The organism is Micromonospora sp. CA-269861 (assembly GCF_050948505.1).
Taxonomy (GTDB): Bacteria; Actinomycetota; Actinomycetes; order Mycobacteriales; family Micromonosporaceae; genus Micromonospora.
The window spans coordinates 6149559-6163141 of record NZ_CP192014.1 but is presented as its reverse complement, the minus strand read 5'-3'; the positions used below and the strand labels follow the sequence as shown (position 1 = coordinate 6163141).

General features: G+C 70.1%; 15 protein-coding genes. 5 read left to right on the top strand and 10 right to left on the bottom strand.

Annotated elements, in window-relative coordinates; translation table 11 throughout:
- Positions 1 to 5: 5 nt before the first annotated feature.
- Positions 6 to 296, top strand: coding sequence for an ArsR/SmtB family transcription factor (locus tag ACQP0U_RS28255; protein WP_433321243.1), 291 nt, complete (start codon positions 6 to 8; stop codon positions 294 to 296).
- 2 nt (positions 297 to 298) lie between these two features.
- A complete protein-coding gene (locus ACQP0U_RS28250; RefSeq protein ID WP_433312893.1) occupies positions 299 to 742 on the top strand; it encodes an SRPBCC family protein in 444 nt (147 codons plus the stop codon).
- Between the two features lie 541 nt (positions 743 to 1283).
- Here ACQP0U_RS28250 and ACQP0U_RS28245 read toward each other — a convergent pair.
- From ACQP0U_RS28245 to ACQP0U_RS28230, 4 genes are all read right to left on the bottom strand, one after another.
- The gene (locus ACQP0U_RS28245; protein WP_433312891.1) at positions 1284 to 2018 is read right to left on the bottom strand and encodes a class I SAM-dependent methyltransferase; all 735 of its coding nucleotides are present in this window, start codon (positions 2016 to 2018) and stop codon (positions 1284 to 1286) included.
- A 223-nt stretch (positions 2019 to 2241) separates the two neighbouring features.
- On the bottom strand, positions 2242 to 2604 hold the full coding sequence (locus ACQP0U_RS28240) for a PH domain-containing protein (protein ID WP_030337500.1): 363 nt from the start codon (positions 2602 to 2604) through the stop codon (positions 2242 to 2244).
- A gap of 10 nt (positions 2605 to 2614) precedes the next feature.
- On the bottom strand, positions 2615 to 3370 hold the full coding sequence (locus ACQP0U_RS28235; RefSeq protein ID WP_433312888.1) for a class I SAM-dependent methyltransferase: 756 nt from the start codon (positions 3368 to 3370) through the stop codon (positions 2615 to 2617).
- Positions 3367 to 4251, bottom strand: coding sequence for a LysR family transcriptional regulator (locus tag ACQP0U_RS28230; protein WP_433312885.1), 885 nt, complete (start codon positions 4249 to 4251; stop codon positions 3367 to 3369). Before ACQP0U_RS28230 ends, ACQP0U_RS28235 begins: the two co-directional genes overlap by 4 nt.
- Positions 4252 to 4365: 114 nt before the next feature.
- On the opposite strand from ACQP0U_RS28230, the gene ACQP0U_RS28225 reads away from it, so the two are divergent.
- Together ACQP0U_RS28225 and ACQP0U_RS28220 are read left to right on the top strand one after the other, a co-directional pair.
- A complete protein-coding gene (locus tag ACQP0U_RS28225) occupies positions 4366 to 4719 on the top strand; it encodes a DUF1801 domain-containing protein (RefSeq protein ID WP_433312882.1) in 354 nt (117 codons plus the stop codon).
- Entirely contained in the window at positions 4716 to 5129 is a 414-nt protein-coding gene (locus ACQP0U_RS28220; protein WP_433312879.1) for a VOC family protein, read from the top strand. Before ACQP0U_RS28225 ends, ACQP0U_RS28220 begins: the two co-directional genes overlap by 4 nt.
- On the opposite strand, the gene ACQP0U_RS28215 is transcribed toward ACQP0U_RS28220, so the two are convergent.
- The gene (locus tag ACQP0U_RS28215; protein WP_112604995.1) at positions 5116 to 5424 is read right to left on the bottom strand and encodes a 4a-hydroxytetrahydrobiopterin dehydratase; all 309 of its coding nucleotides are present in this window, start codon (positions 5422 to 5424) and stop codon (positions 5116 to 5118) included. The two genes, ACQP0U_RS28220 and ACQP0U_RS28215, sit on opposite strands and share 14 nt — an antisense overlap.
- Positions 5425 to 5607: 183 nt before the next feature.
- Here ACQP0U_RS28215 and ACQP0U_RS28210 point away from each other — a divergent pair, with 183 nt between their 5' ends.
- Positions 5608 to 6057, top strand: coding sequence for a (deoxy)nucleoside triphosphate pyrophosphohydrolase (locus ACQP0U_RS28210; protein WP_433312875.1), 450 nt, complete (start codon positions 5608 to 5610; stop codon positions 6055 to 6057).
- 157 nt (positions 6058 to 6214) lie between these two features.
- Here the strand turns inward: ACQP0U_RS28210 and ACQP0U_RS28205 are convergent, their stop codons facing one another.
- The 5 genes from ACQP0U_RS28205 to ACQP0U_RS28185 form a co-directional block, all read right to left on the bottom strand.
- Positions 6215 to 7279 carry a succinate dehydrogenase/fumarate reductase iron-sulfur subunit gene (locus ACQP0U_RS28205; protein WP_433312872.1) on the bottom strand — a complete coding sequence of 355 codons (1065 nt, stop codon included), beginning with the start codon at positions 7277 to 7279 and terminating at the stop codon, positions 6215 to 6217.
- Positions 7276 to 9204: a fumarate reductase/succinate dehydrogenase flavoprotein subunit gene (locus ACQP0U_RS28200; RefSeq protein WP_433312869.1), complete on the bottom strand. Its 1929-nt coding sequence runs from the start codon at positions 9202 to 9204 to the stop codon at positions 7276 to 7278. The genes ACQP0U_RS28205 and ACQP0U_RS28200 overlap by 4 nt, the downstream gene beginning before the upstream one ends.
- Before the next feature lie 12 nt (positions 9205 to 9216).
- The gene (locus ACQP0U_RS28195; protein WP_433312867.1) at positions 9217 to 10023 is read right to left on the bottom strand and encodes a hypothetical protein; all 807 of its coding nucleotides are present in this window, start codon (positions 10021 to 10023) and stop codon (positions 9217 to 9219) included.
- Positions 10024 to 10268: 245 nt separating this feature from the next.
- Complete coding sequence (locus tag ACQP0U_RS28190) at positions 10269 to 11675, bottom strand: TldD/PmbA family protein (RefSeq protein ID WP_433312864.1); 1407 nt, start codon at positions 11673 to 11675, stop codon at positions 10269 to 10271.
- Positions 11676 to 11793: 118 nt separating this feature from the next.
- Entirely contained in the window at positions 11794 to 13230 is a 1437-nt protein-coding gene (locus tag ACQP0U_RS28185; RefSeq protein WP_433312862.1) for a TldD/PmbA family protein, read from the bottom strand.
- Positions 13231 to 13583 lie beyond the last annotated feature (353 nt).

Genomic DNA, 13583 nt, shown 5'->3' with positions numbered 1-13583 from the left:
GTACGATGATCGATCTTCTTCTCTCTGACGGGCCGGGCACGGCCACCTCGTTGAGCAGGCGGTTACCCGTCACCCGTCAGGCCGTCTCGAAGCACCTGGCGGTCCTGGACCGGGTTGGGTTGATCCACGCCGAGCCGGCCGGCCGCGAGCGTCACTACCAGGTGGACGAGGCGCAACTCGCCCGCGCTGTCGCCCAGTTGTCGGCGGTCGGCTCCACCTGGGATGCCCGACTCCGCCGGATCAAGCGCATCGCCGAAACGATCGAACGCCACCGCATCACCAACCAGGGAGGCTGAAAGTGGTCGACATACTGCACCAGGTCGGCGTCGTCGCTCCGCTCGCCGACGTCTACCGAGCGGTGGCAACTCCTGAGGGCGTCGCCGGTTGGTGGTCGATCGACACGACCGGCAAGAGCGAGGTCGGCGGGCAGTTGGCCGTGCACTTCGGTGACGAGGGCGGGTTCGACCTGGAGATCCTTGAGCTGGACCCCGCCGGCCGCGTGCGGTGGCGGGTCGTCGGTGGCCCCGACGAATGGATCGGCACCGAGATCGGTTGGCGTCTCGGCCAGCGAGGTCGGTACACGATCGTCGATTTCACGCACGCGGGTTGGCGCGAGCCGACCGAGCTGATGCACGAGTGCAGCACCAAGTGGGCGATCTTCCTGATGAGTCTCAAGGAACTGGTGGAGACGGGGCGCGGTCGGCCCGCGCCGAACGACGTCCAGATCGGCGACGGGCACTGACCTCGGTGCCGGTTGGACTGCCGGGGGGTCGCGCGCTTCGCCGCGAGATCGCGATCCCCCCGGCGGCCAGGCAGAGAGCGGCTATCGCCAGCGGCCGGTACGGCGATGAGCGCGGGAATCGGGCGGCGTCCGAAAGGCTCGATTTATCGGCTCGGGCGGTCGTCTTCGCTGCGAGGACGGTCAGGGCGCTCGTCTGCTCCCGATTCGGGGTGGTTGCCGAGGAGCGCCGCGCGTAGTCGGTCGTTCTCGCGCTTGGCCCGACGTGCCTGGCTGATAGCGGCCACGAACCAACAGATCCAGCCCAGGGGCACCAACACCCGGCCGATCGTATGGGCCCCGCCGTGCCCCTCCCCCTCGAGGATCCAGCCGACAGCGAGTAGGCCGAGCGCAAGCGCCAACAGAGCCCGTTCGACTCGTTTGGTCATCGTGGGCACCCGCTTCCGCGACGGAGATCGACCCCAGCCCTTCGGTGACAGGTCGTCGTACCCACAGTGACACAGCCACGCCCATGCCCCCGGGAGCCGGAGTCGATCAACCGCTGCTACTCCGCGCGGTAGACGGAGATGTGCGACGGGCTGTCGGCCTCGAACGGTCGTCGGTGCCAGTCGGCGTACCGCTCGGTGAGCCGGAGCCCTGCCTGCTGTGCCATCTCGTCGATCTGGTGCGGCCAGGCGTACCGCATGGCGAACGGCTTCAGGTGCACACCGTCCACGTCGAACGTGATCGTCTGCCGGATGAACCGCTGCGCCGGCCGGTCGTACCTGTGCAGTCGGATCGTCGCGGCGTCCTCGGTGACGGCACGCACCTGCACCTGCTCGTCCGAGTCGAAGCTGCGCGGGTCGGGCACGAACGTCTCGATGACGAACGCGCCGCCGGGCGACAGCACCCGGGCGACGTTGCGGAAGCAGTCCGCCTGCCGCTCGGCCTCCACCAGGTTGAACAGGGTGTTGAAGACCAGGTACGCGAGCCGGAACTCGCCCTGCACCGGTACGTCCGCCATGTCGGCGACGACCACCGGGATTCGCTCGCCGCCGGGTTTCGCCCGCAACTGCGCGAGCATCTCCTCGGACGCCTCGACGCCGTGCACGGCGAGGCCGCGCTCAGCGAGCGGAAGCGCGACCCGGCCGGTGCCGATCGCCAGCTCGAGAACCGGGCCGCCGTCGGCCAGGTCGGCAAGGAAATCCACGGCCGGGGCCGGGTCGGGGTTGGTGCCGCCGTCGTCGTATCCGGCGGCCCACAGTCGGCCGAAGAGGCCAGGATCATCGAAGACCGACATCAGCGGCCTCCGGTGTATGGGTCAGTGGCGCCCAACAGCGCCAGGGGAACAATCCTGCTCACGAAGTCTCGATTCCTCAGGTCGGATGACGGTGGGTTCGGGGGACCTCGTCGTGTTGGCCATGGTGGCTGCTCCCTTCGCGCGGCTGTCGACTCAGGACACCAGAGACGCCGCGGGCCCGGCAAGGCGATTACGCCAGCCGGGCCCACGACGGGACGTACCGTCAGGAGATGTGGTGCAGGATCACGTTGTGCACGTGGTGGCTCTTCTGCGCGCCACGGAACTCCACCTCGTAGGTGTGCGTGCCGACATGGATGGCGATGGCGCCGGTGGAGAAGAACGACCCACCCCACGACTTGTTGCTGACCACGCTCACGCTGGTGATCTTCGAGTACGGGATGCTGGTGATCGCGAACCGCTTCCCGACGAAGGAGCGGTCCTGGATGATCACGCGGCGGTCGGTCAACCCGATGAACCCGGTCCCGGTGCCGACGGCGTCGTAGACGGCGATGATCTGCTCGCCTTCGAGGAGGCCACTCTCGATCTGCTGGACCTGCTCTTTGCGGTCATACGCGATGTTCGCCATACGATCCAGGCTAGAAAACCGACGCCACCGTGCCCACCCGGGCGAGGACCACGAACTCCCCGTCGCCGTGGCCGACGGGCTCGCCGTGCCAGCCCCCGTGCACGCGGTCCACGATGAAGCCCGCCCTGGTCAGCGAGTCGCGCAGCTCGGCCTCGGAGCGGAAACGCAGGGTCGCCGAGCTGAAGATCTCTTCGCCGTCGTCGAAGTGGTAGTGGTGGGTGAAGTCGACCACTCCGTCGCGTACCCCGGTGACCTTGGTCCACGCGCGGACCTCGCCGCCGTCCGGCAGCGTGACCAGCCGGTGCGAATCCACCGGGTTCCACCGCTCCCAGCGACGGTCCGCCGGGTCACGGGCGTCGAACACCAGCCGGCCGCCGGGCACGAGCGCCCCGGCCAGGTCGGCGAGGGTACGCGCCCACTCGGCGTCGTCGACGAAGAACTGCGCGACGTGGCTGGTCAGCACCGCCACGTCGAACGCCCTCTCCGGCAGCAGTGCCGAGGTGCCCTCGATCCAGGTCACCCGCTTGCCGCCCGGCCTGGCACGGGCGGCAGCCAGGGACGCACCGGCCGGGTCCACACCGGTGACGGAGTGGCCGGCGGCGGCGAGGGCGACTGTCAGCCGGCCGGTACCGCAGCCGAGGTCGAGCACCCGGGCGGCCGGAGTCTCGTCGACCGCCGCCTGGAAGAAGTCGTCGTCCGGCCCCCACCGGCACTCGGCGTCGTACACCTGGACCAGCCGGTGGTGGCGGAACTCGGCGTGTCTCATCGGGGGTTCGCGTCGGTCGCGGCGCGGACGAACTCGCGTACCCGGGTGGTGGTGTTGCTGGGCAGCCAGACCGGCCCGCGTTCGATCGGTGGCGCGTCGTGGATGGGCACGTACGCCACGTCGGGGCGCGGGTAGTAGCGCCGCGTGTGCGCGCCCACCGGCAGGACACCCCGGCCCAGCGCGACAAGGGACAGCATCTCGGAGAAGGTGTTCCCGGCGGGCCCTCTCGGCACCGGCCGGCCGGCCGGGGTGTGCTCCGGGGTGCGGTCCCGCTTGAACTCCACCGAGGTCACTGTCGGGTACTGCACCACCGGGTGGTCGGCGAGCACCTCCAACGACACCGAACGCTCCCGGGTGAGCGGGTGACCCGCCGCCACCGCCAGCACCCGATCCTCGGAGAGCAGTGCCGGGCCGGTGGCCATCCTGTCGAACGGGTACGAGGCGATCAACACGTCCGTCGAGCCGTCGAGCAGGCCGGATCGGGTGGTGGACAACTGCGCCTCGTGCACCTCCACCCGGCAGTCGGGGTGCCGTTCACCGAACAGGGCCACCGCCCGGAGCAGCACCGGCGCGGTCCACTCGCCGAGGAACGCCACCCGCAGCGTCCCGGTGACGCCCCGGGCGGCGTCGGTCGCGCGGCGGACGGCATCGTCCATCCCGGCGACCAGCGGGGCCAGCTCGTCGGCGAGCTGCCGGCCGATCGGGGTCAGCCGGACGACGCGGCTGGTGCGGGCGAACAGCGGCGCGCCGATCTGGCGTTCCAGCTTCTTCACTATGTGGCTGACCCGACCGGTGCTGACGGTCAACCGCTCGGCGGTGCGACCGAAGTGCAGTTCCTCCGCGAGCGTCAGGAACGTCTCGACCTCGTACCGCTCCAGCACAGCATTCCCATCGTTGACCTGTGGGCAACGATCGTAGCGGCATCAGGTCTTGGTCGGCGGCCCTCGTCCGGGAATCGTGAACGCGGCAGGAAACACCGAGCGAAGGGCTCTGACGTGAGCATTGACGACTACCTGACCGGCCTGGCCGGCCCACTTCGCGAGATCGGCGAGAAGCTGACGCCGATCATCACGGCGGCGCTGCCCGGGGCGACCGGGGCGATGTGGCACGGGCACCCGGTCTGGGGCCTGGGCGACCGGCCCGGCCAACGTCCGGTGTGCCTGGTCAAGGCGTACGGGTCGTACCTCACCTTCGGGCTGTGGCGGGGGCAGGAGATCGCCGACCCGTCTGGGCGGCTGGTGCCCGGTGCGCGGGAGATGGCGGCGGTGAAGTTGCGCGGCGTCGCCGACGTCGACCCGGCGCTGTTCAGCGGCTGGCTGCGCGCGGCGGCCACCCTGGAGGAGGCGTGAGCGCGGTGCGGGTTACCGGTTTCGACCACCTGGTGCTGACCGTCGCCGACGTGGAACGGTCCCTGGACTTCTACTGCGGCCGGCTCGGGCTGGCACCGGTACGGGTCGACGAGTGGCGTGCGGGCAGCGTCCCGTTCCCGTCGGTGCGGATCAGCCCCGGCAGCATCATCGACCTCGTCCGAGGGGAGCCGCAGGGCGCGAACGTGGACCACTTCTGCCTGGTGGTGGCACCACTGGACTGGGCGCAGGTGATCGAATCGGGTGTCTTCACGGTGCTGACCGGGCCGGTCAGCCGGTTCGGTGCCCGCGGTTCGGCAACCTCGATCTACGTGCGGGACCCGGACGGCAACTCGGTGGAGCTGCGCTGGTACCCGCAGGACGGAGGCTTGGGAACGGTCAGGCCTCGGTGACCGCCCGGTACGCGTCCTCAATGCGGGCGGCCAACAGCACCTCGCCCTCGGTCAGGGGCTCACCGCTGCCGTGCCCGACCCGGATCTGGGTGCTGTCGGCCCGGCGGCTGATCTCGGGTCGCAGATGCAGCGCATCCGCGACGACCTTGACCCGTTCAGTTAGTGCGGCGTGTTGGGTATCGTCGATCACGAGCGTCCTTCGGATCTGCTCGCCCTCGCGTGTCCAACCAGATAGCAAGGTCAACGCGTCGGAAAGGTAGTCGTGCTTGGCCCTGCTGTTGAACAGCACGCGCATCACCGCACCCCCCAAGCGCCGTTGCCGGCTTGTGGCCAAATCGTCGCCATCCCGTGTCTTGTCGGTGTCCCCTAGTCTCTCGCTGCCCGGAGGGGGTGTCCACGCCCACACTTCCGTGTCTTATTGGCCTAGCGGACGGCTACGGTACCCAAACCGCCGATTGATCTGGCACCCTGGACGCCCGTGCGGACCGAACGGGCTAATGGTGGCGGGCAGGCCGAACGACGGGACCTGAAGGTGATCGTCGGTGCGGCGATCATCCGGGATGGGAAGGTGCTCGCCTGTGCGCGTTCCGCCCCACCCGAGGTAGCGGGCATGTGGGAGTTTCCGGGCGGAAAGGTCGAGCCGGGTGAGGCCGAGACCGACGCGTTGATCCGGGAGTGCGCCGAGGAGTTGGCTGTACGCGTCGAGATCGGCGACCGGGTCGGCCGCAACGTACGGATGGCGCACGGCCGCTCGGTGCTCAAGGTGTACGCGGCCCGGCTGCTCGGCGGTGACCAGCCGCAGGCGCTGGAGCACGAGGCGCTCCGCTGGCTCACCGTGGACGAGTTGGACTCGGTCACCTGGCTCCCCGCCGACGCCCCCATCGTGGCAGCGCTCCGCCCCCTCCTCCTCAACTCTCGTCGATCATGAAGTTATTGCCACGACACGCCGCGAGCGATGGCAATAACTTCATGATCACCGGGGGCTGAGGCCGGGGGGCCGGGAGGGGCGGGGCCGGGGGCGGGGTGGGGTGGAAGTGGGACGGGGGCCGTCGCTATTGCCACGGCCCCCGTTGTTGTTCAGGTGATCAGTGCTTGTTGTCCTGCTCCGGGTGGGCGAAGTTGAGGTGCTCCGGAGGCAGCGGGAAGGTCACGTCGTCGCCGAACGGCGACGGCGCGGCGGCCCGGTCGAAGGTGAGCTCGGTCAGCGGCAGCTTGCCCCGGTCGTCGACCGCCGGAGCGGTCGGGTGGGGCACCTCCCGGTGCCAGTTGACGCCGCTCTGCGCCTGCGCCTCAGCCCGCGAATCGTGGGAACCACCCGCGTGCGAGTGCACCCCATCCCGGGCGGAGCCCGGCGTCGCCGAGCCCTGACGGGCGGTGGTCACGCTGGTCTGGGGCGTCTCGCCCCGACGGAAGATCTTGCTACCAAGCCACACAAGGGGATCGTACCTGCGGTCGACGACCCGTTCCTTCATGGGGATGATCCCGTTGTCAGTGATCTTGATGTGCTCGGGGCAGACCTCGGTGCAGCACTTGGTGATGTTGCAGAAGCCGAGGCCCTGTTCGGCCTGCGCGTACTCCTTGCGGTCGGTCCGGGCGTCCAGCGGGTGCATGTCCAGCTCGGCGGCCCGGATGAAGTACCGCGGGCCGGAGAACGCCTGCTTGTTCTCGTCGTGGTCACGGATCACGTGGCAGACCGTCTGGCACAGGAAGCACTCGATGCACTTGCGGAACTCCTGCGAGCGCTCGACGTCGACCTGCTGCATCCGGTAGTCACCCGGGGCCACGTCCGCCGGAGGGGCGAACGCCGGGGTTTCCCGTGCCTTCTCGTAGTTGAACGAGACGTCGGTGACCAGGTCCCGGATGACCGGGAAGGTGCGCAGCGGGGTGACCGTGACGGTCTCGTCGTCGCCGAAGGTCGACATCCGCGTCATGCAACCCAGCCGCGGCTTGCCGTTGATCTCCATGGAGCAGGAGCCGCACTTCCCGGCCTTGCAGTTCCACCGGCAGGCCAGGTCGGGCGCGTCGGTGGCCTGCAGGCGGTGGATGACGTCGAGGACGACCTCGCCCTCGTTTACCTCCACCATGTAGTCCTGGAGGTCACCGCCGGTCTCGTCGCCCCGCCAGATCCGGAACTGACGCTTCGCGCTCATCGGTTGTCCGCCTCTCCAGCGTCGGCAACGAGGGCGTCGAAGTCGGCGAGCTCCTCGTCGGTGAGGTACTTGGCCAGCTCGGCCCGGTCGAAGAGGCCGATCAGCTCCGGCCGCATTTTCGGCAGCGGCTTGCGGATCAGCTGCACGGTGTCGCCGTCCAGCGCGCAGACCAGGTTGACCTGCCGCCACTTCGGCTCCATTGCCGGGTAGTCCTCCCGGGTGTGCCCGCCGCGCGACTCCTGCCGCTCCAGCGCCGCCTTCGCGGTGCACTCCGAGACCACCAGCATGTTGCGCAGATCCAGGGCCAGGTGCCAGCCCGGGTTGTAGCGCCGGCCGCCGGCCGCGCTCACCTTGGCCACCCGCTCACGCAGTTCGGCGAGCCGGACCAGCGCGTCGGCCAGCTCACCCTCCCGGCGGATGATGCCCACCAGATCCCCCATGACCGCCTGGAGGTCCTGCTGAAGGGTGTACGGGTTCTCGCCGGTGTCCCGCTGCAGCGGGGCGAGGGCGGTCTCCACGGCAGCCTCGACCTCGTCCACGGCGACCTTCGGCCGGGCGGCCAGCCCGTCGGCGTAGCTGGCGGCGTGCCCGCCCGCCCGCTTGCCGAAGACCAGCAGGTCGGACAGGGAGTTGCCACCGAGTCGGTTGGAGCCGTGCATGCCGCCGGAAACCTCACCGGCGGCGAACAGCCCGCGTACGTGGCCGAAGGCGGCACCCGAATCCGGGTCCACCTCGACACCGCCCATCACGTAGTGGCAGGTCGGCCCGACCTCCATCGGCTCGGCCGTGATGTCGACGTCGGCCAGCTCCTTGAACTGGTGGTACATCGACGGCAGCCGGCGACGGATCTCGTCGGCCGAGCGTCGGCTCGCGATGTCTAGGAAGACACCACCGGCGGGGGAGCCCCGGCCGGCCTTGACCTCGCTGTTGATGGCGCGGGCCACCTCGTCGCGGGGCAGCAGCTCCGGTGGGCGGCGGTTGTTGTCCGGGTCGGTGTACCAGCGGTCCGCCTCCTCCTCGGTCTCCGCGTACTGCTTGCGGAAGACGTCGGGGACGTAGTCGAACATGAACCGCTTGCCGTCGGAGTTCTTCAGGACACCGCCGTCGCCGCGCACCGACTCGGTGACCAGGATGCCCTTCACCGAGGGCGGCCAGACCATGCCGGTCGGGTGGAACTGGAGGAACTCCATGTTGATCAGCGTCGCCCCGGCACGCAGCGCCAGCGCGTGCCCGTCCCCGGTGTACTCCCAGGAGTTCGAGGTGACCTTGTAGGAGCGTCCGACGCCACCGGTGGCCAGCACGACCGCCGGCGCCTCGAAGAGGATGAACTCGCCAGACTCGCGGTAGTAGCCGAACGCGCCGGCCACCCGGTCACCGTCGAGCAACAGCTCGGTGATCGTCGTCTCGGAGAACACCCTGATCCGGGCGTCGTACGAACCGAACTCCCGCTGGTCCTCCTGCTGCAGCGAGACGATCTTCTGCTGGAGGGTGCGGATCAGCTCCAGGCCGGTCCGGTCGCCCACGTGCGCCAGGCGCGGGTACTCGTGGCCGCCGAAGTTGCGCTGCGAGATCTTGCCGTCCTTGGTGCGGTCGAAGAGCGCACCGTACGTCTCCAGCTCCCAGATCCGCTGCGGCGACTCCTTCGCGTGCAGCTCGGCCATCCGGAAGTTGTTGAGGAACTTGCCGCCGCGCATGGTGTCGCGGAAGTGCACCTGCCAGTTGTCCCGGCTGTTCACGTTGCCCATCGCGGCGGCCGCGCCGCCCTCGGCCATCACCGTGTGCGCCTTGCCGAACAGCGACTTGGAGATGATCGCGGTCTTCTTGCCGGCCAGCCGGGCCTCGATCGCCGCGCGCAGACCGGCGCCGCCGGCCCCGATGACGACGACGTCGTAGTGGTGTCGTTCGATGCGAGTGGTAGTGGTCATGTCAGGGGCCCTTTAGTTGATGAACCGCAGGTCGGAGAACCACTCGGCCGCGAGCGCCATGATGTAGAAGTCGGCCAGCGCCAGGGTGCCGAGGGTGATCCAGGCGAGCTGCATGTGCCGGACGTTCAACGCCGAGACGAAGGTCCAGGCCTTGTACCGCACCGGGTGCTTGGAGAAGTGCTTCAGCCGGCCGCCGATGATGTGCCGGCAGGAGTGGCAGGAGATCGTGTACGCCCAGAGCGCCACCACGTTGACCAGCAGGATGATGTTGCCCAGCCCGAAGCCGAAGCCCTTCGGCGAGTGGAAGGCGAGGATCGCGTCCCAGGTGTTGATCAGCGAGATGATCGCGGCGGCGTAGAAGAAGTAGCGGTGCAGGTTCTGGCCCAGCAGCGGGAAACGGGTCTCACCGCCGTACTCCTTGTGACCGTCCGGGACGGCGCAGGCCGGCGGCGACAGCCAGAACGACCGGTAGTACGCCTTGCGGTAGTAGTAGCAGGTCAGCCGGAACAGCAGCAGGAACGGCAGGGTCAGCGCGGCGTCCGGGATGATCCACCAGCCGGGCAGGAACCGGCCGAAGTGCGAGGCTGCCTCGACACACCTGTCGGTCACGCACGGGGAGTAGAACGGGGTCAGGTAGTGGTACGCGTCGACCCAGTAGTTGTCATGCTGAAAGACCCGGACCGTCGCGTACGCGACCCAGGCGCTGAGCCCGATCACGGTGATCAGCGGGGCGAGCCACCATCGGTCGGTACGCAACGTCTTCGCCGCGATGGCGGCGCGCGCCCGCGCCCCCCTCGGCCTCGTTGCCGTTGAAGTCATTCGAGTCGTCTCCTCGACGGGCCCGTACGGGCGGGCTGGTCTCTCTCCGGTCGGCACGCGGACCGGCGAACCCGCACCCGCTGCCACGTCATGCGCACACCAACGACCACGCCGGATCGACCGACGCAGCTAAGTGACACACGTTACGCCGATCTCTGCGAGCCGTCCGCGCAAGGGACCGTCCCGTGTGTCTGGCCTGCGGAAAAGCCCCCGACGCGCCGGTTTTTCGCGCTCCGGCGAGAACGTCAGCCGGAGGCGCCTCCGGTGAAGTGCCAGGACGCCAGCCGCAGCGAGGGCGCCGCCCACCAGGCACCGTCCACCCGCTCCGGTTGGCGCACCGCCCGCGCACCCAGCCCGAGCACCGCCCCCGGCCCGAGCGCCCTCGGGTACGACTCGGTGAACCGCAGGTCACGGACCGCCCGGACGACAGTGCCGTCCTCGATCAGCCAGACGCCATTGCGGGTCAGCCCGGTGACGACGAGGCTCTTCGGGTCCAGCACCCGCGTGTACCAGAGGTCGGTGACCAGCAGCCCCCGGCGTACGCCAGCCACCAGCGCCGCGGTGTCCGCGTCGACGACCGCGCCGGCCGCCGCGCCGCTGGTGCTCCGGCCCGCCGCGCTGGCCGGCCCCGCCGCCACGCCGGCCAGCCGTAGATTGCGGGGCATCGGCCCCCAGGTCGAACCCCCCGCGACCGCGTGCCCGGTGGACTCCGCGCCCGCCTCGGCGGCGGTCCGGCGATCGTGCGCCACCGCCCGGGTGGTGCCCGCCTCCACAAGCGTCAACGCCCGTCGACCGGTGCCCTCCGCGTCGAACGGCAACCCGGACCCGGCCAGCGGGTCGTCCACCAGCGTCACCGCCCGGTCGAACTGGACTGCGCCCGGCTCCGCGAACGACTGCCGTTCGGCGTACCGCTTGCCGTTGAAGCCGTAGAAGGACAGGTTCTGCAGGAGGTCCGCCACAGCGGCCGGCTCGAACACCACCTCGTAGTGCCCCGGCGGCAGCTCGACCGGGTCGGCCGCCGCCTGCGCCTTCGCCGCCGCCTGCGCGCCCAACTCGGCGCCGTCGAGGTCGGACAACCGGTCGGCGCTGCGCCGGGCCACCCCGTCCGCGCCGTCACTGCGGGCGATGCCGTCCATCGCCGCCTCCACCGAGCGGCCGTACGCCGAGTGCCCGGCCGAGTTGGCGAACGCCGACGACCGGTGCGCGGTACGGCAGTAACCGGCGGTGCTCAGGCCCCCGGCCGCGGCCACGAACGCCCCGACCCGGTCGGCCCGCTGATCCGGCTCGGCGTGCGCGGTGGCCTCGTCGACGGGCGGCGCGTCCGGCGTGGGCATGGGCGGTGCGAGCCCCGGCCAGCCCGGGTCGGGCGGGCAGAGCCGCGCCGCGGTCAGGGTGCGCTCCACCAGGGCGCTCAACCCGTCGGCGGTGACCACGCTGCCGCCGCCGGCGGCCGTCCGACCGTCGACGTGCACCCGCAGTCGGACCCCGACTGTCGACTCGGAGACGTTCTGGTGGATACCGGAGTTGGCGAACCGGGTCAGCGCCAGATCCGCCCGCGTCACCACCGCCTCGGCCTGCGCGCCCGGCCCACCGAGACGCCGAACCAGCTCAACAACCTGCCCTGCCAGCTCCGGCTCACTCCTCGCGCTCACGCTGAGCCACCTTTCGTTCGCGACTGCGGGGCTCGCAAACCCGGCTCACTCCTCGCGCTCACTGAGCCACCTTTCGTTCGCGACTGCGGGGCTCGCAAACCCGGCTCACTCCTCGCGCTCACGCTGAAACCCCCACGCGGACGTTGCGGAACCGGGCCGGCGCGGCCGGGTGGCCGGTGTGCCCGATCTGGCCCGGCTGGCCCTTGCCGCAGTTGGGCGTCCCCCAGGAGACCGTCTCGCTGGAGAGCATGTCCATCGAGCGCCAGAACAGCGGGCCGATCCCGGTGTACGTGGGGTTGCGCAACATCCGCCCCCGCCGCCCCTTCTTGATCTCCCAGCCGACCTCGCAGCCGAACTGGAAGTTGAGCCGCTTGTCGTCGATGGACCAGGACCGGTTGAGGTCCATCAGCACGCCGTCGTCGGTGGCCGCGATGATCTCCTCCAGCGTGTGCGGGCCGGGTTCCAGGCCGACGTTGGTCATCCGCACCATCGGCAGCCGGGCCCACCCGTCGGCCCGTACGCTGCCGCCGTAGTCGAGGCTTGCCATCGCGGCGGAATCCCGGCCGGCGAGCACACCCACCCAGCGGCCATCCCGGACCGCGTCCCGCTTGACCGCCGGGGAGCCCTCGTCGTCGAAACCGAAGCTGCCCAGCGCGCCCGGAATCGTCGGGTCGATAGTGATGTTCATCAGCTCCGAGCCGTAGCGCAACGAGCCGAGCTGGGCCAGGTCCAGCCAGGACGTGCCGGCGAACGCCGCCTCCCAGCCGAGGATCCGGTCCAGTTCGATGGCGTGCCCGACCGACTCGTGGATCTGCAGGGCCAACTGCTCGCCGCCGAGGATCAGATCCGTCTCGCCAGCCGGGCAGGGCGGCGCGGTGAGCAGCGCCCGGGACTCCTCGGCGATCTGCGCTGCGTGCGCGGCCAGGTCCAGTGACTCGACCAGCTCCCACCCCGTGGTGCCGTACTGCCCGCGGTAGCTCGGCCAGGACCGGCGCTGCGTCTCGCCGTCACCGATCGAGGTGGCCGAGATGCCGCCACCGCACTCGCGGATCCGCTGGTCGATCCGGTGGCCCTCGCTGGAGACGAACCACTTCGTGGTGTCCCAGATCTGGTACAGGCCCTCGGCCAGGTCCGCGCCGTGCTGGGCCATCGTGCGGGTCGCGTCGACCAGCAGATCGCCCTTGTCCGAGAGGGGGACCCCGAGCGGGTCGATCTGGCAGCCGGAGGCCCAGCTCGCGGTGACCGCCTCGACCGGCACCAGGTCGACCGGAGGGCCCGGCACCCGCGCGCTCGCCATGGCGGTCCGCGTCGCGCGCCGGCCGGCGTCGCGGGCGGCGGCGTCCGACAGATCGGGTACGGCGTGGAAGCCCCAACTCGCCCCGACCAACGCCCGGACTCCCAGCCCGATGCTCTCGTCCTGGGTCAGTTCCTCCACGTCACCGTTGCGCGCGGTCATCGACTCGTAGCGGCGGTGCATCACCCGGGCGTCGGCGTACCGGGCACCCGCGTCGAGGGCGGCCTGGACGGCGGCGGTGGCCGCGTCGAACTCGGTCATGGACCGACCCTAGGCCAGCCGACCGACACCCGTCAGGCGAGCAACTCCTCCGGCCGAATGGTGGCCCCGCATCTGACGCCGCTGGCGCGGTAGCCCGTTCTCGCCGGTCCCGCTGCCTGCGCCGCTCACGCCCCGCTTGATCGCGCAACATCCTGGTTGTAGTGGTATCGGCGCGTCGGCGATGCCACTACATCCTGTTTCGAGCGTGACCTTGGTGGCGGTGGGCGCCCCAACCCCGCTTCCGGTCTTTCGGGCAGGTGCTCGTTCTCAAGATCCGCGCAGTATCGGGGATGTTGCTGTCTCCTGCTGGTCGGAGGCAGCAACATCGGGGAAGTTGCTCGGATCTTGGCGCG

Bases quoted from the DNA above. Each gene is read 5' to 3' on its own strand.
- ACQP0U_RS28240 (WP_030337500.1), bottom strand. From the start codon at position 2,604: ATGGCGAACATCGCGTATGACCGCAAAGAGCAGGTCCAGCAGATCGAG.
- ACQP0U_RS28255 (WP_433321243.1), top strand. From the start codon at position 6: ATGATCGATCTTCTTCTCTCTGACGGGCCGGGCACGGCCACCTCGTTG.
- ACQP0U_RS28185 (WP_433312862.1), bottom strand. From the start codon at position 13,230: ATGACCGAGTTCGACGCGGCCACCGCCGCCGTCCAGGCCGCCCTCGAC.
- ACQP0U_RS28200 (WP_433312869.1), bottom strand. From the start codon at position 9,204: ATGACCACTACCACTCGCATCGAACGACACCACTACGACGTCGTCGTC.
- ACQP0U_RS28215 (WP_112604995.1), bottom strand. From the start codon at position 5,424: ATGCGCGTGCTGTTCAACAGCAGGGCCAAGCACGACTACCTTTCCGAC.
- ACQP0U_RS28205 (WP_433312872.1), bottom strand. From the start codon at position 7,279: ATGAGCGCGAAGCGTCAGTTCCGGATCTGGCGGGGCGACGAGACCGGC.
- ACQP0U_RS28235 (WP_433312888.1), bottom strand. From the start codon at position 3,370: ATGAGACACGCCGAGTTCCGCCACCACCGGCTGGTCCAGGTGTACGAC.
- ACQP0U_RS28195 (WP_433312867.1), bottom strand. From the start codon at position 10,023: ATGACTTCAACGGCAACGAGGCCGAGGGGGGCGCGGGCGCGCGCCGCC.
- ACQP0U_RS28245 (WP_433312891.1), bottom strand. From the start codon at position 2,018: ATGTCGGTCTTCGATGATCCTGGCCTCTTCGGCCGACTGTGGGCCGCC.